The sequence below is a fragment of the Kitasatospora sp. NPDC043949 genome (genome assembly GCF_056435365.1).
The window spans coordinates 228,489-246,315 of the sequence record NZ_JBWKEQ010000001.1; the positions used below are offsets into that span (position 1 = coordinate 228,489).

The 17,827-nt window shown below is 70.7% G+C and carries 22 protein-coding genes; 13 read left to right on the top strand and 9 right to left on the bottom strand.

The features are described from left to right. The first annotated feature begins 343 nt into the window (after window positions 1–343). The 12 genes from AC07AL_RS01140 to AC07AL_RS01195 all read left to right on the top strand — a co-directional run bounded on the left by AC07AL_RS01140 (window position 344) and on the right by AC07AL_RS01195 (window position 10,550). Entirely contained in the window at window positions 344–1,573 is a 1,230-nt protein-coding gene (locus AC07AL_RS01140) for a helix-turn-helix domain-containing protein (RefSeq protein WP_478316349.1), read from the top strand. Window positions 1,574–1,629: 56 nt separating this feature from the next. Further along, window positions 1,630–1,875: a hypothetical protein gene (locus AC07AL_RS01145; protein WP_478316351.1), complete on the top strand. Its 246-nt coding sequence runs from the start codon at window positions 1,630–1,632 to the stop codon at window positions 1,873–1,875. A gap of 3 nt (window positions 1,876–1,878) precedes the next feature. Further along, the gene (locus AC07AL_RS01150) at window positions 1,879–2,130 is read left to right on the top strand and encodes a hypothetical protein (protein WP_478316353.1); all 252 of its coding nucleotides are present in this window, start codon (window positions 1,879–1,881) and stop codon (window positions 2,128–2,130) included. Between the two features lie 107 nt (window positions 2,131–2,237). Beyond that, window positions 2,238–3,233 (top strand): NAD-dependent epimerase/dehydratase family protein, encoded by a 996-nt coding sequence (locus tag AC07AL_RS01155; protein ID WP_478316355.1) that lies wholly within the window; start codon window positions 2,238–2,240, stop codon window positions 3,231–3,233. Window positions 3,234–3,261: 28 nt separating this feature from the next. Continuing rightward, window positions 3,262–4,230, top strand: coding sequence for a thymidylate synthase (locus tag AC07AL_RS01160; RefSeq protein ID WP_478316357.1), 969 nt, complete (start codon window positions 3,262–3,264; stop codon window positions 4,228–4,230). 6 nt (window positions 4,231–4,236) lie between these two features. After that, complete coding sequence (locus tag AC07AL_RS01165) at window positions 4,237–5,955, top strand: carbamoyltransferase family protein (RefSeq protein ID WP_478316359.1); 1,719 nt, start codon at window positions 4,237–4,239, stop codon at window positions 5,953–5,955. Continuing rightward, the gene (locus tag AC07AL_RS01170; protein WP_478316361.1) at window positions 5,952–7,007 is read left to right on the top strand and encodes a glycosyltransferase family protein; all 1,056 of its coding nucleotides are present in this window, start codon (window positions 5,952–5,954) and stop codon (window positions 7,005–7,007) included. The genes AC07AL_RS01165 and AC07AL_RS01170 overlap by 4 nt, the downstream gene beginning before the upstream one ends. Then, a complete protein-coding gene (locus AC07AL_RS01175) occupies window positions 7,004–7,849 on the top strand; it encodes a radical SAM protein (RefSeq protein ID WP_478316363.1) in 846 nt (281 codons plus the stop codon). Before AC07AL_RS01170 ends, AC07AL_RS01175 begins: the two co-directional genes overlap by 4 nt. A gap of 104 nt (window positions 7,850–7,953) precedes the next feature. Then, window positions 7,954–8,463, top strand: a complete 510-nt coding sequence (locus AC07AL_RS01180) for a P-loop NTPase family protein (RefSeq protein ID WP_478316365.1) — start codon at window positions 7,954–7,956, stop codon at window positions 8,461–8,463. Between the two features lie 37 nt (window positions 8,464–8,500). Then, window positions 8,501–9,301: a class I SAM-dependent methyltransferase gene (locus AC07AL_RS01185; RefSeq protein ID WP_478316366.1), complete on the top strand. Its 801-nt coding sequence runs from the start codon at window positions 8,501–8,503 to the stop codon at window positions 9,299–9,301. Then, complete coding sequence (locus AC07AL_RS01190; RefSeq protein ID WP_478316368.1) at window positions 9,298–10,077, top strand: phosphotransferase; 780 nt, start codon at window positions 9,298–9,300, stop codon at window positions 10,075–10,077. The genes AC07AL_RS01185 and AC07AL_RS01190 overlap by 4 nt, the downstream gene beginning before the upstream one ends. Then, window positions 10,074–10,550: an NUDIX domain-containing protein gene (locus AC07AL_RS01195; protein WP_478316370.1), complete on the top strand. Its 477-nt coding sequence runs from the start codon at window positions 10,074–10,076 to the stop codon at window positions 10,548–10,550. Before AC07AL_RS01190 ends, AC07AL_RS01195 begins: the two co-directional genes overlap by 4 nt. Here the strand turns inward: AC07AL_RS01195 and AC07AL_RS01200 are convergent. The 9 genes from AC07AL_RS01200 to AC07AL_RS01240 all read right to left on the bottom strand — a co-directional run bounded on the left by AC07AL_RS01200 (window position 10,523) and on the right by AC07AL_RS01240 (window position 17,269). Further along, entirely contained in the window at window positions 10,523–11,356 is an 834-nt protein-coding gene (locus AC07AL_RS01200) for a hypothetical protein (RefSeq protein WP_478316372.1), read from the bottom strand. The two genes, AC07AL_RS01195 and AC07AL_RS01200, sit on opposite strands and share 28 nt — an antisense overlap. Continuing rightward, window positions 11,353–11,682 carry a hypothetical protein gene (locus tag AC07AL_RS01205; protein WP_478316374.1) on the bottom strand — a complete coding sequence of 110 codons (330 nt, stop codon included), beginning with the start codon at window positions 11,680–11,682 and terminating at the stop codon, window positions 11,353–11,355. The genes AC07AL_RS01200 and AC07AL_RS01205 overlap by 4 nt, the downstream gene beginning before the upstream one ends. A 9-nt stretch (window positions 11,683–11,691) precedes the next feature. Beyond that, window positions 11,692–12,165, bottom strand: a complete 474-nt coding sequence (locus AC07AL_RS01210) for an XF1762 family protein (protein ID WP_478316376.1) — start codon at window positions 12,163–12,165, stop codon at window positions 11,692–11,694. A gap of 85 nt (window positions 12,166–12,250) precedes the next feature. Next, complete coding sequence (locus AC07AL_RS01215) at window positions 12,251–12,481, bottom strand: hypothetical protein (protein ID WP_478316378.1); 231 nt, start codon at window positions 12,479–12,481, stop codon at window positions 12,251–12,253. After that, window positions 12,481–13,536 carry a major capsid protein gene (locus AC07AL_RS01220; RefSeq protein ID WP_478316380.1) on the bottom strand — a complete coding sequence of 352 codons (1,056 nt, stop codon included), beginning with the start codon at window positions 13,534–13,536 and terminating at the stop codon, window positions 12,481–12,483. Before AC07AL_RS01220 ends, AC07AL_RS01215 begins: the two co-directional genes overlap by 1 nt. Window positions 13,537–13,539: 3 nt before the next feature. Beyond that, on the bottom strand, window positions 13,540–13,968 hold the full coding sequence (locus AC07AL_RS01225; RefSeq protein WP_478316382.1) for a head decoration protein: 429 nt from the start codon (window positions 13,966–13,968) through the stop codon (window positions 13,540–13,542). 122 nt (window positions 13,969–14,090) lie between these two features. Then, on the bottom strand, window positions 14,091–14,702 hold the full coding sequence (locus AC07AL_RS01230) for a hypothetical protein (protein WP_478316383.1): 612 nt from the start codon (window positions 14,700–14,702) through the stop codon (window positions 14,091–14,093). Between the two features lie 332 nt (window positions 14,703–15,034). Next, a complete protein-coding gene (locus tag AC07AL_RS01235) occupies window positions 15,035–16,894 on the bottom strand; it encodes a hypothetical protein (RefSeq protein ID WP_478316385.1) in 1,860 nt (619 codons plus the stop codon). Window positions 16,895–17,023: 129 nt separating this feature from the next. Next, window positions 17,024–17,269: a hypothetical protein gene (locus tag AC07AL_RS01240; RefSeq protein ID WP_478316387.1), complete on the bottom strand. Its 246-nt coding sequence runs from the start codon at window positions 17,267–17,269 to the stop codon at window positions 17,024–17,026. A gap of 139 nt (window positions 17,270–17,408) precedes the next feature. Between AC07AL_RS01240 and AC07AL_RS01245 the strand changes: the two genes are divergently transcribed. After that, window positions 17,409–17,741: a hypothetical protein gene (locus AC07AL_RS01245; protein ID WP_478316389.1), complete on the top strand. Its 333-nt coding sequence runs from the start codon at window positions 17,409–17,411 to the stop codon at window positions 17,739–17,741. Window positions 17,742–17,827 lie beyond the last annotated feature (86 nt).

Sequence of the window (17,827 nt, forward strand, 5' to 3'; positions counted from 1 at the left end):
TCCGCGCCGTCGACCGGAGCGCGCTGCCAGTACACCTCGATCAGCACGATCCGGCGCAGCGTGAAGGCGGCGTGGCCGGGCCGGACGCGGTGGATGGCCTGTGCCAGTTCGTCGGTTGCTCGGTCCGTCGCCAGCGAGGAGCAGTTCAGGACACCCCTCCGTCCACACGACTGGGCCTGTTCGCGCAGAGTTCATGAACAGATCACGCTGGCGCGCATTCACGCGACGGCGGAAGCCGTGACCGACGCCAGCACTCGGTGCGAGCTCGGGCCGTCCGCCGGTACCGTCCTTGTAGTAGCGCGGGCCTGCGGGCCGATGTGGTCGCGATCTCGGGAGGGCGACGATGCTTGAGGAACGGGAATCGATCGGCAAGCGGGTGCGGCGAGCGCGACTTCGGCTGGGGATGCCCCAGGCCGATCTGGCCGCAGCGATCGGCCGAACCCAGGGTTGGGTCTCAAAGGTCGAAAAGGGGGCAATCGAGCTCGACCGGACCGGCATCATCAACCAGTTGGCGGCGGCGCTTCACTGCCACCCCAACGACCTGATAGAGCGGCCCTACGTGGCAGGCAAGGCCTCGGAGAACCAGTGGCAGGTCTCTGCGGCCTCCATCCTGCGGGAGCTCCGCCGATACGACCTGACACCGGTCTTCGACGGGCAGCCACGTCCGGCGGCAGAGCTGTGGCTCGACACTGAGCGGCTGCACCGGCTGCGGGACGCGGCGGCCAACGTCGCCATCCTGAAGGTACTGCCGGACATGTTGCGTGAGTCCCGGGCCCTGGCCGAGGTGTCCTCCGGGCGTGATCGCGAGGAGGCGTTCGCGATCTACGCGGTCGAGTGCAAGTTCGCGCACACGGCCGCACACGCGCTGGGCCACCCGGAGTTGATCGCCATGGCCTGCGAGCGGGCGTCGTGGTCGGCCCGTCTCTCCAGTGATCCCGTCATGGAGGCGGTGACGGACTGGATGCGGGTGTGGGACATGTGGGCAACGGCCGACTGGGACGACTCGCTCGCCCTGTCAGACAAGGCCCTGCGATCGATCGAGGACCTGTACGACTCCGGTGATCCACTGGCTGTTCGCGCGTGGGGCACGATTCACCTTCGCGCCGCGGTGGCCGCCGCACGCGCCGGCCGCACCCTCGAAACGGAGGACCGGATTCGGAACGCCGAGGTGGCGGCTGGCCGGATGGATACCGGCGGCGAGCCGCTGTTCGACCGCCACTCACTGACCTTCTCCAGCGGGAACGTCCAGATCCACGCTGTGTCGGTGCAGTTGGAGATGAAGGACCACGTCAAGGCCCTGGTCCTCAACGAACGCGCGGACCCGACCAAGGTTGCCGCCCTACCGGGCTCCCGGCGCGGCCACCACCACATGGACCTCGCTCGGGCGTGGCTGTGGGACGGCAACCGCGACAAGGCCATCAAGGAGTTGGAGACAGCGGAGAAGATCGCCCCGCAGCTCGTACGGAACCATCCGATTGGCCGGGCGACCCTGCGCAAGATCGTGTACGCGGAGAGGTCGGGTACCCGCGAGAAGCTGCGTCGGATGTCCGACCGCTTTCACCTGGACGGATAGGGCAGTATTCCGCTGATTCATATTCAGCAGTAGCCGACTGCTTACCTTCTGTCGGCATGAGCGGACGACGCACAACTCCCAAGGCCGCGCACGACCCCGCACCGCCGACCTGGACGCCCCGCCTGGGCGACCTCGCGTTCGACAGCTCCGTCAACGAGACGGGCGTCGTGGTCGAGGTACCGGGCGAGGGCGTCTACAGCTACCACCTCCGCCCCAAGCCCGGCGAAGTCGGCGACGAGTGGACGGCGCCGGCGAACGGCTCCACCCTCAGCCCGGCTGACAACGCCCCCAAGGGCGTCTGAGCCATGGCCGCCATCACCAGGGGGGAGCCGAGGAGCACCCCGGTACTCGTCGGTCTTTCGCACGCCAAGGGCCTTCACCGTGGCCAGCATTCCGACCCGATCGGCACCTTCCTGACCAGCCTATGGGCTGTCGGCAACCTGGCTGCGATCTCCCTGATCGGGGTCGTCGCCCACGACCAGCTCGCTGGCCGTCACGTCTCCGCGGCTATGGCCAAGGACGTACCAACCTGGGCCTCCGACGACCGTCCGTTCTGAACGCATCCCTGATAGGCCGGCTCGGGCCGCCGCCTCCCGGTTGCCCACGCTGCAACAGCAGCTTGGCAGCCTCCTGCACCCAACTACCCATGCACTGGGGAACCTTTATGCAGACCACCCTGACACACCCCCGGACCACTCTGACCAGGGCGGTCGTCACCGGAGCGGCCGGATTCATCGGCTCGCACCTGGTCGACGCCCTCCTCACCGACGGAACGACCGTCATCGGCGTGGACCGCCGCAACCCGCATACCGACCCGAACGCGGCAGCCAACCTCGCCGGAGCCCTGGACCACCCCGGCTTTACATTCGTCGCCGCCGACTTGAGGACCTGCCCGCTTCAGGCCCTCTTCCTCCAGACCGACGCTGTCTTCCACCTCGCCGCCCTGCCGGGCGTGCGCGGCTCCTGGGGTGAACGGTTCGCCGAGTACACCGCCTCCAACGTCTTCGCCACCGAACGCGTGCTGGCCGCCTGCGAGGACGTCCGCGTTCCCCGGCTCGTCTATGCCTCCTCGTCCAGCGTCTACGGGACCACCAACGGCGGCCCCACCAACGAGGAGAACACGCCGAGTCCCGAATCTCCGTACGCAGTCAGCAAGCTCGCGGGAGAACAACTGTGCCTGGCCCACGCGGGCCAGGTCACGTCTGCGGTCACTGCGGTGGCGCTCCGGTTGTTCACCGTCTACGGCCCCCGCCAACGCGACGACATGCTGATCGGCCGCGCTCTGACGACGGCGCTCGGAGGCCCGGCGCTCGACCTCTACGGGGACGGCAGCCAGCACCGCGACTTCACCTACGTCGGCGATGTCGTCCAGGCCGCCATCGCCGCCGCGACCACCCCGATCAGCACGACTGTCCTCAACATCGGCGCCGGCGTGAGCACCAGCGTGCTGGACGTACTGAACGCCGTCGAGGAGCTGAGCGGCCACCCGGTGCCGGTCAACCGGCTGCCCGCCCAGGCCGGCGACGTCGAATCCACCCTCGCCGACAACTCCCGGGCGGGCGGCCTCCTCGGCTGGAGGCCCCGTACCGCCCTCCTCCAGGGCATCTCCCGCCAGCTCGCCCACCTGACCGCCAACTCCCCGCAGCCCGCCGGCGCCTGAACCCCGCTGCCGTCCCACCGGAGGAATCGTGTTCGTCACCACTGCGGACAGCGCGAACGCGCTGTTCACCCGTGCCAGCAAGACCATCCTCACCCAGGGGCGCAGCGTCGCCCCGCGTGGCATGGCCACCACCGAACTCATGGGCGCATACCTCAAGCTGACCGACCCGACGGCCCGAATGGTGCACCTCAGCCCGCACCGCGTGCTGAACCCGGCCTTCGCCGCCGCCGAGACCGTCTGGATCCTCTCTGGCTCCAGCGCCGACTGGATCCACGACTTCAACAGCCGCCTGGCCGCACTCACCGACCACGGCGCCCTCCAAGGTGCCTACGGCCCGCGCCTGCGACGCTGGCACGGCCAGCTGGACCAGCTCGACTACGTGCGCCGCCAGCTGACCCGCGACTGCGAGAGCCGTCGCGCCGTCGTCCAGATCTTCGACCCGGGCCGTGACACCGCCGGCCACAAGGACGTTCCCTGCACCCTCGGCTACCGGTTCTACCTCCGTGAGGGCCGCTTGGAGATGCACACCAGCATGCGGAGCCAGGACGTGTGGCTGGGGCTGCCGTACGACCTGATCACCACGACCGTCCTGCACGAGCTGATGGCTGGCTGGCTCGGCGCCGAGGTCGGCGACTACCACCACCACGTCGACTCCCTGCACCTGTACGCCCAGCACCAGGACACCGCCTGGGACCTGGTCGGAGAGGTGCCCGCCTCGCCCGTGTGGCAGCCGCTCGGCATCCCGTGGGGGGACTTCGACCTGGTGATGAAGCAGGTCACGATGGGCGAAGGGGTCGGCCATCCGGTCTGGGACGGCTTCGCCGCCGTCCTGGCTAGCTACCGGCTGTGGAAGGCCGGGCGCCGCGACGAGGCCCGCGCCACGGCCGCCGAGGTGCCGGGGCCGCTGCCCGAGGCCCTCGCCACCTGGTACGACCAGCGCGAGCACCAGGTGCCGCTCGCGGCGATGCCCTCCCCCGCGATCCCGGCGAAGAGGTGACCGGCGATGACCACCCGCAACCGCACCGTGCTGGGTCTGTGCTCCTACACCCATGACTCCGCCGCCGCCCTGCTCGTCGACGGCCAACTCCTCGGATTCGTCGAGGAGGAGCGGCTCAGCGCCGTCAAGCACGACAAGGGCTACCCGGCCAAGGCCGTCGACTGGCTCCTCGACGATGCGGGCCTGACCCGTGCCGACATCGGCACCGTCGCGTACAACTTCACGCCGCAGAACTACCTGCGGGCGATCCCCGCCGCGCTCACCCACGTTGTGCGGCCCGCCACGGCGGCACGCACGCTGCCGAGGGCCCGGTCGTTCGCCCGGGTCGCCGCCAACACCCGCCAGCGCCTGACCTGGCTGGCCGAGGCCTTCCCGAACGCCGCCGTGCAGCCTGTCTTACACCACCGCGCCCACGGTCTCTACGCCTTCGCCGCGTCCGGTTACGAGGAGGCCGCCGTCTTGGTGGTGGACAGTCTCGGCGAGGTCCAGGCCACCACCATCGGCCACGCGCGGCAGAGCGCGCGCGGCTGCGCGTACCGGATCGTCCACGCCCTCGACGACCCCGCCTCCCTCGGCTACGTGTATGGCGCCGTCACCGAGCACCTCGGGTGGCGGCGCGGAGACGAGGAGGGCACCGTCATGGCCCTGGCCGCCCTCGGCGACCCGAGACGGTTCCGGGCCCTGTTCGCCAAGGCCGTCCGGCTCACCACCAACGGCTTCGTCCTCGACCACCGGCTCATCGCCCTGCGGGTCATGGACCGCCGCTACCCCCGGCTGACCAGCGCCTTCACCGCCCTCGCCTGCCCGCCCCGCCGGCCGGGTGAGGAGGTCGCTCAGGTTCACTCCGACCTCGCCGCCGCCCTCCAGGAACGCACCGAGCAGGTGATGCTGCACCTCGCCCGGATCGCCCGCGAGCGCACCGGCGCCCGGCTGCTGTGCGTGGGCGGCGGGGTCGCGATGAACTGCGTCAGCATCGGCAAGATCATCGCCTCCGGGCTGTTCGACGAGGTCGCCGTCCCGCCCGCCCCTGGGGACTCGGGCACCGCGATCGGCGCCGCAGCCTCCGTCTACCTCGACCGGCACGGCGACCTCCCCGCCGGGCTGGCCCGCGCCTGCCACCTCGGCCCGTCCTTCCCCGACCTGGAGCTGCCCGCCGAGCCGAGGCCCGGAATGACCGCGCGCCGCCTGAACGACGTGGCCGCCTTCGCGGCCCGCGAGCTGGCCGAGGGCACGATCATCGGTCTGTTCCAAGGCGGTGTGGAGGCCGGGCCCCGGGCGCTCGGGCACCGCTCGATCCTCGCCTCCCCGCTGCGGACGGGCATCGCCGACCGGCTCAACTCCACGGTGAAGTTCCGCGAACCGTTCCGCCCGTTCGCCCCGGTCGTCCTGGCCGACCAGGCCGCCGACTACTTCACCCTCGGCCAGGAGGCACCGTTCATGTCGATGGCCTCCCCGGTCACCGACCTGGCCCGCCGGACGATCCCGGCGATCGTCCACACCAACGGCACCGCGCGGGTCCAGACCCTCACCCCCAGGGACAACCCGCTCCTCGCCGGCATCCTGACCGCCTTCGCAGAGCTCACCGGCGTGCCCGTGCTGATCAACACCTCCCTGAACATCAAGGGCAAGCCGATCTGCGGCACCCCGGAGATGGCACTGGACTGCCTGGCCGAATCCGGGCTCGACGCGCTCCTCATCGAGGACTGGTGGGTGACCAAGGCATGAGGATCGGCTACAGCTGCTGGGGCTTCCTCGGCTCCGGCGTCACCGACACCCCCGACGGCGGACGCAGCCACCGCCGCACCCTGGTGGACGGCCTCATCGCCGCCGGCCACGAGATCATCCTCCTCCAGGCCAACCGAGACCTGGTCGAGGCTGGCACCGACCTCACCCCCAGCTACCGGTGGGACGGCGGTCTGCCTGAGGTCGACGCCCTGTTCCTGGAGTGGCGCTGGCCCGTCCCCGGCCGCAACACCACGGCGTGCGGCACCGACGGGCACACCTGCGACCTGCACCGGCAGCAGGAACTCCTCGACCACTACACCCACCGGCACGCCGTCCGTACGGTCCTGTGGGACAAGGACCGGCAGTTGCCTGCCGACGACCCGCTGCGGACCGTTGGGCACGTGCAGGTGTGCGAGCCTGCCCTCCACCCGTCGCCCGGCGCCGTGAGCCTGCTCTTCCCGGTCGCCGACGACGCCCTCGACCAGGCCCACCCGGCCGCTCTCGCGGCCCACGGGCGCCCGCTGCCGCTGGTCTACATCGGCAACCAGTACGACCGCGATGCCGCCTTCGGTGAGTTCTTCGCCCCGGCCGCCGCCCAACTGCCGCACCGGGTGGCAGGGAAGTGGCACGACACCGCCCGCTGGCCGCACGTGAACTTCACCGGCCGCATCCCCTTCAACGAGGTCGCCCCGCTCTACCGCTCCGCGGTGGCCACCATGCTCCTCGCCCCCGACCGGTACGCGCGAAGCGGGCAGTTCACCCAGCGCCTCTTCGAAGCCGCCCTCGCCGGCTGCCTGCCGCTCGTACCCAGCACGCTGCGGGCCGCGGAGGACGTTGTGCCGCGCGAGTTGATCGTCACCGGCGCCGCCGATGTCGTGGCCACCGTCACCGCGCTCACCCGGATCGCGGGCAGCCAGGTCCACGCCGACCTGATCGCCCGCTGCATCGACCACCTCGACCCGTTCCGCCTCACCCGCCAGCTCCGCACCCTCACCGCCGTGCTGGCCGGCACCGCCATCCCGCCCCTGCTGATCGAAGGAGCCCGCGCATGACCCAGGCCGCCGCCCCCGCACTCCCCGGCATCCAGCGGGTCGAGAAGCTCTACCTGGAGCTGCTGTTCCGCTGCAACTTCTCCTGCACCACCTGCTACCACGGCGAGGACCTCAAGCGCCCCGACACCGTCACCGTCGACCAGGCCACCGCCGCCCTCTCCTACTTCGCCGACCGCTACGACACCCGCTGGGTGTGCCTGCTCGGCGGCGAACCCCTCCTGTTCGAGGGCCTGCCCACCGTCCTGGCTTCCGCCAAGTCCCTCGGCTACCGCACCGAGATCTGCACCAACGGCTACAAGCGCCGGGCCTTCCTCACCCGGGCCGCCGAGTACCTGGACATGCTCCGCGTCTCCCTGGACGGAGGCACCGCCGAGGCCCACGACCGCATCCGGCGCCCAGGCTCCTTCGCTGCCGCCTTCGACACCCTCGCCTGGGCCCACGGCCGCACGCTCCCCTTCGGCGCCACCTGCACGCTCACCGGCGAGAACATCGCCACCATCCCTGCCCTCGCCGAGCGCCTGCGCGACCTCGGCGCACGCGACCTGATGCTCCACCGCGTCCGCCTGGTCGGCAACGCCGCCGACAGCGGTATCACGCCCGTCACCTGGGACCAGACCCAGTACCTCCACGAACAGCTGACCGGCATGGACCTGGGAGGCATGAAGGTCAACACCGACATCCTGCTGCCCGAGCGGTGCCCGCCGCCCAGTGACGTCGTCGAGAAGCTGGAGATCTCGCCCGACGGGCGCGTCTACCTGTCGTGCGCCGAGGTCGCCGGCCCCGGCCGCGAGGTCCGCTACGACTTCGACCAGGCCGCCCTGATCGCCGTCGACGCCGCGTGACCAGCGCGAAGCGTCCCGGGCCGGACGTCGGCCCGGGACGAACCCCGCGCGGACCGAGGCGACCGCCGTCCGGCCCGTCGCTCGGCTCGGTAGCCTGTAGCGACATGGACAGGATCGCCATCATCGGCTGCGGCGGCAGCGGCAAGACCACCATGGGACGCCAGCTCGCCGAGAAGATCAACGCCCCCGTCACCCACCTCGACGGCGTCTACTACGACTCCGACTGGAACACACTGCCGCCGGAGAAGTTCGCCGCCCTCCAGCAGGAGTTGGTCGCCGCACCGCGCTGGGTGATCGACGGGAACTTCGCCTCCACCCTCCCCATCCGCCTCAAGCGGGCCGACACCGTCGTCTTCCTCGACATCCCGCCGATCGTGTGCCTGTGGGGCATCCTCCAGCGCCGCCGCCGCTACCGCGGCGGCCAGCACACTGAGCAGGGCGTCTTCGACCGCATCCACTGGGGCTTCATCCGCTACATCCTCGGCTACCGCCGCCAGATGCGGCCCAAGGTCCGCACGCTGATCGCCGAGCACGCCGGCCACGCCCGCGTCGTCACGATCAGCAGCCGCCGGGCCGCCCGCCGGTTCGTCGCCACCGTGCCCCGGCAGACATGACCTGACCCATTCCGCACCGGGAAGGCTCCACCTGTCCATGACCGCCAACCCGTTCCTCGACACCGACCGCGTCCGCCACGACCTGTACGCCGACGCCGACCGCATCACCCAGCGCACCAGCGCCCTGGCCCGCGCCAAGACCGCAGGCCCCCACCCCGCCACGGTCATCGCCAACCTCGCCGCCACCGGCCTGCGCGGCACCGTCCTCGACATCGGCTGCGGACGTGGCACCACCACCGTCGCCCTCGCCGAACGACTCGCCCCGCCCTGCCTCGTCGCCTTCGACCAGTCCGCCGCCCTCCTCTCCGAAGCCGAGAGCAGGCTCGCCGGGCACACGGGCGTGGAGATCATGCGGGGCGACTTCCACGCGATCGCCCTGCCCAACTCCTCGGTGTCGGTGGCCACGGCCGCCTTCTGCCTCTACCACTCGCCCAGGCCCGCCACCGTGATCGCGGAGATCGCCCGCTGTCTGGCCCCCGGAGGCCTGTCGATCACGGTCACCAAGTCCGCCGACAGCTACCGCGCCCTGGACGAGGTGATCGCCGCCAGCGGCCTGGACTCTGAGGCCGCGAGCCGGCCAAGCCTGTACGAGACCTTCCACAGCCACAACCAGGCCGACATCGTGGCCACCTGCCTCGATGTGCAGCAGGTGATCCACCACGAACACCGCTTCCGCTTCGCCGACGCCGACCACATCGCCGCCTACGCGGCCACCAACCCCAAGTACCAACTCCCGCATGACCCCACCGAGATCGCCCACCGGCTTCGGGAGACCGTCGGCGACGGACCGCTGGAGACCACCTCCACCGTCACCTATGTCATGGCCGCCCGCCGATGAGGACTTTCACCAAGACCTACACGACCCCCCAGCTCCAGCATCGGGCCCTGGCCCACTATCGGTGGATCGCCCGCGCCAATCCCGACGTGCGTATCCCCGCGCTCGTCCAAGTCCGTCCCGCCGCCATCGACTTCGAGCATCTTGACGGCCACCACGGCACCGCCGACGACCTTGTGATCCTGGCCGATCTGCTCGGCCGCCAGCACACCACCGCCCACACCCGCGACCTGCACGCTGCCCGCTTGGAGGCAACCCACACCAGCGGCGACGTCACGATCGCCGGATTCGCCGACAGCCGTCGCGAACGCCTTCACAACCTCCTGGCCACCGGCACCGTGCCGGGCCCGGCCCTGACCCGTGAGGCGATCGACGGCTGGCTGGAGCGGGCCGCCACAATGCCCGCCGCCTTCTACAAGGACGCCAATCCCCGCAACTTCCTCGTGGCCGACGCCACGGTCGCCGTCATCGACTTCGACTCCCTCACCCTCGCCCCCTTCGGCTACGACCTCGCCAAGATCGTCGTCACTACCGCCATGACCACCGGCCCACTACCCGAGGACACCATCCGGCGGACCGTGGACGCCTACAACCGCCACCCCAGGCAGCACGGTCTTCCCGGATGCTTCTGGCGCGAGTTCGCCGCGTGGTGCGAGTTCCACCACATCCTCACCACGCCCTACCACGGCACCAACGGCTACGAGTTCAGCTGGCACGCGATCAGGCCGGCCTGGACCATCGACATCCTTCGACGCTTCGACAAGGAGTGGACACCGTGACGAACACCAGCGTGATGAACAGCCGCAACGCGGTCTGCGTGATCGTCCACGACAAGGACACCGACACGATCGCCGCCTTGCACTACGCCGCCCGTAACTGGTCCCCACACCCCGCCTGGACCGTCCCCGGGGGCAAGGCGGAACCCGGCGAATTCCTCGACCAGGCAGCCGCCCGCGAGCTCAAGGAGGAGACCGGCCTGCTCGTCGACCCGGTGGACCTCGAACTCATTCACGTCGTCCACGTCGAACAGGGCTGGGACCGGGCCGGACAGTTCGTCCTCTTCGTCTTCGCGACCGACAAGTGGACCGGCGAACTTACCAACGCTGAGCCCGACAAGCACCTGGCCGCCCAGTGGATGGCTGTGGACCGTCTTCCCGAGCCCGCGTTCCCGACCGCCACGCTGGCGCTGGCCGCGTACCGAGACGGCGGCCCCGCGTTCTCCCGCTACGGCTGGCCTGCCACAGCGGCGTAGTCATCTTCGGCATCCGGGTGCGGACCGAACGTTCGACTGCATCGGGGGTGGGAGATGGGCCACTCGGCGGCTTCCTCGACTGTGCGAAGGGTGCGGGTGGCCTTGTCGGGGTCGGGGTGGCTGGTCCATCCGCAGTCGTGGCCGTCGTAGACCTCGACCTGGTGGATGCCGTACGCGCGGGCGGTGTTGAGGGTGCCGGCGTTGTGGGCGACGGCGGAGCGGGCGGCGAGGGCGGCTTCGGCCCAGGCCCGGACGGGCATGCGCGTGCCGTTGCGGTAGACGACGCGGTCGAGGCGGTAGGCGGCGGCGAGGCGGTCTGCGAGGGAGCGGGCTGCGGTCGTGGCGCCGGCGCGGTCTGCGGTGAGGAGGGGGAGGTCATGGCGGGCTGCGGAGCGGGCGGCCCGGTAGAAGGCGCCCGCTGTGCGGACGCTCTCCTGGGCGCGGTGCAGCAGTTCGGTGTAGGTGTCGGCGCTCAGGGCCCGTAGGGCGTCCTGGTGGGCCGGGGTCCAGTCGAAGGTGCGGCCGAGGCTCGCGGCGGCGTCCCGGGCGGCCTGCTCGTAGAGGTGGGGGACCTCGCGGTGCGCGTAGTCGCGGATCACGCCGTCCACGGTGTGGTGGAAGGTGCGGACGGCGTCGGCGAAGTCGGCGAGAGTGGCGGCCAGGCGGGCGGTGCGGCGGCCCTGGGTGAGTGCGGCGAGGACGGCGGCCTGGGCGGCGGCCAACTGCTGCCAGGCGTTGTCGAGTTCGCCGGGAACGTCCGCCGCGTCGTCCGGCTCGTCCGTGGTGGTGTCGGCGGTGCGGTTCATCGGGTGCGGCGAGCGGGCACGAGGGTGCCGGTGTCGAGGTGGGGGGTGATGTCGTCGCCGGGCGCGGCCTCATCGGGCCCCAGGGTGGTCTGGAGCTGGGCGAGTTGACGTTCGACGCCGGTCAGGTTGGCCGTGCGGTCCACGGTGACCACGCCGTCCACGACGAGGCGCAGCGGGTCGGCGAGGAGGGTGGCGCGGCGTTCGGTCAGGACTTCGGTGGCGACGGCGCGGGCGGTGTGGAGGCGCTGGTAGCGGGTGGTGAGGTCGTCGGTGGGGGTGGCGGTGCCGAGTTGGGCGTGGAGCCAGGCGAGGACGGTCGGTTCCATGCGCTTCTCCTACGAGTACGAGTGGTCGGGGGTCGTGGTCTCCCACAGGGTTCGTGCGACGTTGTCGAGGCCGTGGTCGTGGCGGGGCCTGGACGGGGTGTCCCAGCCGCTGCGGGGGGCTCGGTCTCCGACGCGTCTCCACCCTGCTGCTCGCAGGCTGGTGCCTGGTTCGCAGGCGTGGGTGTAGGTGATCATCCGCCGGTATCCGCAGGCGCGGGCTGCCCGCCATGCGGCGCCGTAGAGGGCTGAGCACGCGTTGGGGGTTCCGTCGGTGGCCAGCCGTGTCACTTCCAGAGTCCGTCCGTCGTCGAGGGCCCTCGCGACGGGGCGCCCGATGATGGCGACGCCGACGAGTTCGGAGCCAGCGGTCACGCCGATGGAGAACTTGTGGCCGCGGGGGCGGCGGTGGTGGCGGTGGAGGCGTTCGACGGCCTCGCACGCCTCGCGGAACCCGAGAGGAGTGATCGTGAGGGACAGGGGCATGGCGGTGTTCCCGTTGAGGCGTTGTCCGGCAGCGGGCGGTGCCGGACCGGCACCCTGGTGAAGGGTGCCGGTCCGGCGGATCGGGCTACTCGGTGTCCGCGCTGGCCTTGCGGGCCCGGGTGGTCTTGGCCTCCGGCTCCTCGTCGCCCTGGTCGTCCGGGTCGTCCTCGTCGTCTTCGGAGGGCTGCCAGGCGTCGGGGTTGGTGATGAGGGCGGCCAGTTCCCGGGGCGGGATGTGGTCGGGCAGCAGGACGAGGTGTTCCCCGGTGCCGGGGTGGTCGAGGTGGACCGCGTGGGCCAGGCGCCGCTTGCCCATCACAGGACCTTGGCCACGATGTGGCAGTCCGGGGTGTGCAGGACCGGCATGGCGACGGCCGCGCCCTTGGTCCAGATCTGCACCGGGTCGTCCTGGACGCCGCGGGTGAGGATGATGCCGGGGGCGTCCTCCTTCATGATCTCGGGGTTGGTTCCGCGGGAGAGGACCAGGGCTTCGGCGGTGATGCCGTAGAGGGTCTGGCCCCACTTCGCGCGGTCCGGGGGGAGCATGATCCACCGGTCGTCGGGCAGGACCTTGGTGGCGGTCCCGTCGACGTTGACCTGCGCCTTGTAGAGGGTGACCGGCGGCAGGCCGTAGTCCCCGCGCACGGCGTTGACCTCGGACACGGTCAGGGTTCGGGTCGGGGTGTTGGAGGGGTTGACGGAGCGGTAGTAGGCGGCCCGGTAGGCGTTGTTGCGGGCGAGCTGGCTGAACGCCCTCTTGCTGGTGATGACCATCTCCGGCTCGGGCGCGCCGAGGTCGTCCAGGTAGGACATCCAGCCGAGTTCGTCGGCGAGCGGGTCCGACGTCGGGTCCGACCACGGCTTCGGCGCGACCGGCATGTTCCCGGCGGGCACGTTGAAGTCGATCTCGATGCTGAGGCCGTTCTCGGTCGCCGCGTCGAGGGTGAACCGGCCGTCCAGCAGCACGTCGCCGGCGGCGAGTTCGAGCCGGGAGCGGATCGCCTCGATGTGGCGCTCAACATCGTCGAACAGCAGCTCCAGCAGCCGGTCCTGGTCGGCGCCGTGCGCCTGCTCCAGGAGGATCTGCTGCTGCTCACCGACGATGAGCTTCTGGCCCAGGGCGGGGAGCAGGCCTTCGCGCGTGCTCTCCCACGCTGTGCGGTCGGCGAACGCCACACTGGAGTCGTAGGCGCGGTACTTGGCGGTGTTGACGCGTCGGCCGTTCTGCTTGATCCGCCACTTCACCTCCGGGGTGACCAGAGTCGGAAACACCGTGGAGGTCAGCAGGAAGTCGGACGGGGAGGGGATGGCGCGGGCGAAGGTGGTGAGATCGGCCGCGGACACGCCCTTGACGAGGTCCTGAATCGTCATCGCTCAGACCCCCTGAACCCACCGGATCAGAGCGCCGCCAGGCGACGCCGCGATCTTGGCGGTGTCGATCCCGCCGGGGATCTTGGACGCTCGGGCGGCGCCGTGCCACAGCAGGGCGCACGGGATTCGCGGCTGGCCCGGGGCAAACAGCGCCTCGTCGAAGACCAGGCCCGCGAGGACCTGGCGACCGTCGGTGGCGGCCGGGTCGTACGGGCCGTACAGGCCAGACGCGGTGATCCGACCGAGAGGCAGGCCGGACACGAGGCGGCTGTAGGGCTGGGTGGAGTCGGTGGACGCGACGTAGTGGGTGCCGGCGGTCAGCTTCGACGCGTCGATGGTGACGGTCTCGGTCTGGTCGGTGCCGTGGGTGGACGCCAGCCACGGGCGTCCGGCGGTGTACGTCGCCGAGGTGGTGATCGGCTGGGTGGTCAAGGTGTGATCGCCTTTGCGGGAGCTGGCGGTCACGCACTCACCTGCTGGTGGTGCCGTCCACGTGCGGGGGTGCGGGGCGTGGTCCCCTGGTCCCGGTTCACTGCCGGGTCAGACGCTCAACGTCAGGCCGTGAGGTAGCCGCGCCGCTTGGCCATGTCCAGGCCGACGGAGGCGGGCGCGGGGGCGTGGCCGCGCGGCGGCGGCCCGCCGGCGGGCGAACCGCTCGGCGCGGGCGGCGCCGTAACGGGCGCGCCCGCACCGAACAACTCGGGGCGGCGGTCGGCCAGTACCGTCGCGGCCTCCGTGACGGCCTGCTGATCGGCGTCGGCGGGCACGTCAAGAAGGCGGATCGCGTCGTCAAGAGCCTGGCCGGTCGCACCCAGGCGGCTCAGCGCGGCGTGCCGCACGGCCTGGTTCAGGCGGTCCAGGGCCTGCTGCTCACGCTGGAGCGCGGCCTGTTCGCGCTGCACGGCGGCCTGCTCGCGGCGCTCGACCTCGCCGAGGGCGGCCTGCTCGGCCGTGCGCTGCGCCTCGACCCATGCCTGGAGGGCGGCGGCGTCGGTGAAGCCGAGGTCGGCGACCAGCTTCTTCACGCCGGCGCGGGAGCCCTGGTCCTTTTCGCGGCTGAGGAGCCGCGACAGGGTGTCCTGGGTGATGAGGGTGCTGCCCGGGTCGGTGGCGGCCGGAGGCTGCACGGCGGCCGGGTCTCCGGCGGGCGGGGTGGGAGCAGTCATCGGATTCCTCCGGAACAGCGCCCCCGCGCCAGTGATCAGTGTAGCTACTTCCCCGACCCGGGCGACGGAGGCGAGCAGGCCGCCAACGAGCCTTGCACTCGCTCCCGTGTGGGTTCCCCGGGGGGAACCCACACGGGGGCGAGGCCGTGGGTTCCCTTGGGGAAACCCAACAGGTTTCCCCAAGGGAACCCAACAGGTTGCGCTGGGGGAACCCCTTCCTTTCCTGTTCCTTCCTACCTCCTACCTACCCCCCAACCCCCACGGCTGACGCCGCAGGGGGCCAGGAGAGCCCACCCGAACCGACCTGGCCACGCGGGGTCTTGGAAGGCCATCTAAGGCCCCTTGGGGGCGTCGGGGGTGATCTTCTGTCCGGAGGCCTCCGGGAGGGGCACAGGGGGCACGTCAGGGCCTCCGTCGGGCAGGCCGAGGAAGGTTCGTACCACCCGGGTGTCGCCGGTGGCGTCGGCGAGACGGGCGGCCGAGTCGAAGGAGCGGGCCTGGATGCGGCGGATCTCGTCGGTGATGTCCGTGATCGGGAACCCCGCGTCGGCGAGCATCCGCACACAGGTCTCCAGGCTGAACAGCCCGGCCTCGTAACCCTTCACTGCGAGGTCCAGGGCCTCCGTCTTGTCGGTGGGCAGGTGCGGGCCCCACACGATCTGAGCGGCTGGCAGTTCCCCGGCGGGCCAGCCGACCTGGCCGGCCTGGAAGAGCCTCCCGGCCATCCGGAACAGCAGCTGGTACTTGTGGGCTCGGGCGAGGCGCATCTCCCCCACCAGGGAGCCCAGCGGGCCCAGCGACAGCGACAGGGCGTAGCCGGAGGGCACCTCTGACGGCTTCACCACGCCGAGGCCGGAGGCGGTGAGCCGGGAGTTCCCTGCGACGCGGTCGAGGAGGTGGTTGGTGCGCTCCCGCAGCTCCCGTAGCTGCGAGGACGTGTCCAGGGCGCTCATCGACCCGCCCTCGTTCAGCGACCACACGGTGCCCGCCTCAACTCGGAGCGGCACCGGGGCGCCGGTGCTGCGGTCCTTCGGCAGCCGTACCCCTGACAGGGCGACGATCGGCGCGCCGGTCGTGCCGGAGGCCGCCGAGGAGTCCGTGTCCGTGGCCGACAGTTCGTCGAGACCCTGCATCACCCGGGAGATCACCGGCTGTCCCCAGTGCTCACCGACCTCGACGATGCTGTTCGTGATGTGCACGACGGGCACAAAGTCGATTTGTAGATCGAGCCCTTGGAGGACTTCGCCGTCGCGCCGAACCCGGTAGCGGGCCTTGTCGGCGGGCAGGTTGTAGACGGTGTGCGCGGCCTTGAGGTCTTCAAGCAGCCACTCGGCGTCGGTCAGGTAGCAGGTCGTGTGCGACGGCTTGTCCGGCGCCCACGGGTAAGTGCGCGAGATCATGCCGCTGGCCGCGTCCGCGCGGTCTCCGGGCAGCAGCACCATCTGCCCGTCCTGCCCCGTCGCCCACTCCCTGTGCGGTCCGCCCTTCTCGGGGACCACCGAGCGGGTCGCGCCAGCGATCGGCCCCAACTCGTAGGTGATCCGCCGGAGCCTGGCCTTCCGGCCTGTAGCCGGGTCCTCGGGCAGCTCCCATGCGAAGTGCACCGTCGTGGGGAACTCGCCGCCGTCGGCCTCGTCGTCCGTCCGCTCCGGGAAGTACCAGCCTGGGTCCATCGTGCGCAGCTGCGGCCGCCCGGCCGCCGCGTCCCAGGCCAACGTATAGATGCCATCGCCATAGCGCACCGCGGACCGCTCGCACTGCTGCATCCGCATCGGCAGCAGCTCCCGCCGCGCCCACTCCCTCAGCCGCTCCTGCACCTCGCGGGCGAGTGCGGCCTGCGGCGCCACCCCAGCGCCGTCGCCGTCGCCTTCGGCGCCCGGCACGACGATGGACTGCGACGGCCCCAGCAGGTAACCGAGCGCGGCCGCGACCAGCTTCGCCGGGTCGCCCAGCTCCCGCCGGTCGAGACCCTTCTCGTCCCCATCCGCATACGCCACCTGCCCGGCCTGGTTCTGGTCGTAGGCAGCCAAAACCTTGTACGTCTGGAGCCGACGCAGGTCCTCCAGCGGCACCCAGCCGGAGGTGAGTTCACCGAACGGCCCGACGCCGCGCCGCAGCGGCTGAGACATGATCGGCTTGTAGTTCAGCCACGACCACGCATCGATGATCAGCTCACGCAGGCCCAGGCCCATGAGTACTGCCCTCCCAGGCAACCAGGCCCCACGCCGCCCACCAGCCTAGACGCCAGCGATTCCGGGTCAACGCGGCTCAGTCACTGGGCGGCCGGTGCAGGCCGCCTGCTCTGCGGCAAGCCCGATGGTCTACGGCGGAGTCAGGCAGCCGTAGTCGAAGCCCTGCCAGTCGACCATGACCTTCTGCGCCGGCGTGAACCTTTGCCACTCCGCTTCGCACAGCTGCGCGTCCCCTTGCCGTTCACCGCGCTGCACGCCGGCGAGCTGGGCGTAGCGGCCGACGACCCGGGAGGCATCCTGAGCGTGGGTTCGAGCGGTACCGAAGCGACGACCGTTCTTCAGAAATCGCCATCGACTGCGCCCGCCGATCGCCAAGCTATACACCGTGGATGGAGCTACTGGAAGCACAGTTCTCGCCCTGATCGGCGTCCTCCTCGGGACGACCGGAACACTCGTAGGGCAACACCTGGCGACGCGTGTGGAGCTGCGGCGTGACCAGCAACACCGCTCGGACATGGAGCGCACCGAACGCAAAGAAGCGATCCTCGGCTTCCTGGCCGTTGCACAGCAGGTCGAGTTGATACTCGACCGCCGGAACTCTGGCCTACCGGCTGCCGACGACCCCGAAGACCAGAAGCTGCATGATCTCTGGCTGGCCAAGAAGGCCATCGAGCTGGTCTGCTCGCACACGGCAGTTCAGGCTGCACATGACTACACCGCGTCACTTCACACGCACATGCGGAACACCTCCTCGTCTGGAGAGCCCACCCACCGCGATTGTCGTCACGTGTTCATAGAGATGGCCCGCGGCGAGTTGGGGAGCGGCCGACTGCACATAAGCCGCTGACGCTTCGATGACCGTCCGGCCACCCGGACCTGGAGTTCTGCCCATCTGACCCGCCGATCAGGTGGGCCCAGGTGTAGTCCTAGGGC

Excerpts from the sequence above, each read along its gene's own strand:
- AC07AL_RS01140 (WP_478316349.1), top strand. The coding sequence starts at position 344 with ATGCTTGAGGAACGGGAATCGATCGGCAAGCGGGTGCGGCGAGCGCGA.
- AC07AL_RS01145 (WP_478316351.1), top strand. The coding sequence starts at position 1,630 with ATGAGCGGACGACGCACAACTCCCAAGGCCGCGCACGACCCCGCACCG.
- AC07AL_RS01150 (WP_478316353.1), top strand. The coding sequence starts at position 1,879 with ATGGCCGCCATCACCAGGGGGGAGCCGAGGAGCACCCCGGTACTCGTC.
- AC07AL_RS01155 (WP_478316355.1), top strand. The coding sequence starts at position 2,238 with ATGCAGACCACCCTGACACACCCCCGGACCACTCTGACCAGGGCGGTC.
- AC07AL_RS01165 (WP_478316359.1), top strand. The coding sequence starts at position 4,237 with ATGACCACCCGCAACCGCACCGTGCTGGGTCTGTGCTCCTACACCCAT.
- AC07AL_RS01170 (WP_478316361.1), top strand. The coding sequence starts at position 5,952 with ATGAGGATCGGCTACAGCTGCTGGGGCTTCCTCGGCTCCGGCGTCACC.
- AC07AL_RS01175 (WP_478316363.1), top strand. The coding sequence starts at position 7,004 with ATGACCCAGGCCGCCGCCCCCGCACTCCCCGGCATCCAGCGGGTCGAG.
- AC07AL_RS01180 (WP_478316365.1), top strand. The coding sequence starts at position 7,954 with ATGGACAGGATCGCCATCATCGGCTGCGGCGGCAGCGGCAAGACCACC.
- AC07AL_RS01185 (WP_478316366.1), top strand. The coding sequence starts at position 8,501 with ATGACCGCCAACCCGTTCCTCGACACCGACCGCGTCCGCCACGACCTG.
- AC07AL_RS01190 (WP_478316368.1), top strand. The coding sequence starts at position 9,298 with ATGAGGACTTTCACCAAGACCTACACGACCCCCCAGCTCCAGCATCGG.
- AC07AL_RS01200 (WP_478316372.1), bottom strand. The coding sequence starts at position 11,356 with ATGAACCGCACCGCCGACACCACCACGGACGAGCCGGACGACGCGGCG.
- AC07AL_RS01205 (WP_478316374.1), bottom strand. The coding sequence starts at position 11,682 with ATGGAACCGACCGTCCTCGCCTGGCTCCACGCCCAACTCGGCACCGCC.
- AC07AL_RS01210 (WP_478316376.1), bottom strand. The coding sequence starts at position 12,165 with ATGCCCCTGTCCCTCACGATCACTCCTCTCGGGTTCCGCGAGGCGTGC.
- AC07AL_RS01215 (WP_478316378.1), bottom strand. The coding sequence starts at position 12,481 with ATGGGCAAGCGGCGCCTGGCCCACGCGGTCCACCTCGACCACCCCGGC.
- AC07AL_RS01220 (WP_478316380.1), bottom strand. The coding sequence starts at position 13,536 with ATGACGATTCAGGACCTCGTCAAGGGCGTGTCCGCGGCCGATCTCACC.
- AC07AL_RS01230 (WP_478316383.1), bottom strand. The coding sequence starts at position 14,702 with ATGACTGCTCCCACCCCGCCCGCCGGAGACCCGGCCGCCGTGCAGCCT.
- AC07AL_RS01235 (WP_478316385.1), bottom strand. The coding sequence starts at position 16,894 with ATGGGCCTGGGCCTGCGTGAGCTGATCATCGATGCGTGGTCGTGGCTG.
- AC07AL_RS01245 (WP_478316389.1), top strand. The coding sequence starts at position 17,409 with ATGGAGCGCACCGAACGCAAAGAAGCGATCCTCGGCTTCCTGGCCGTT.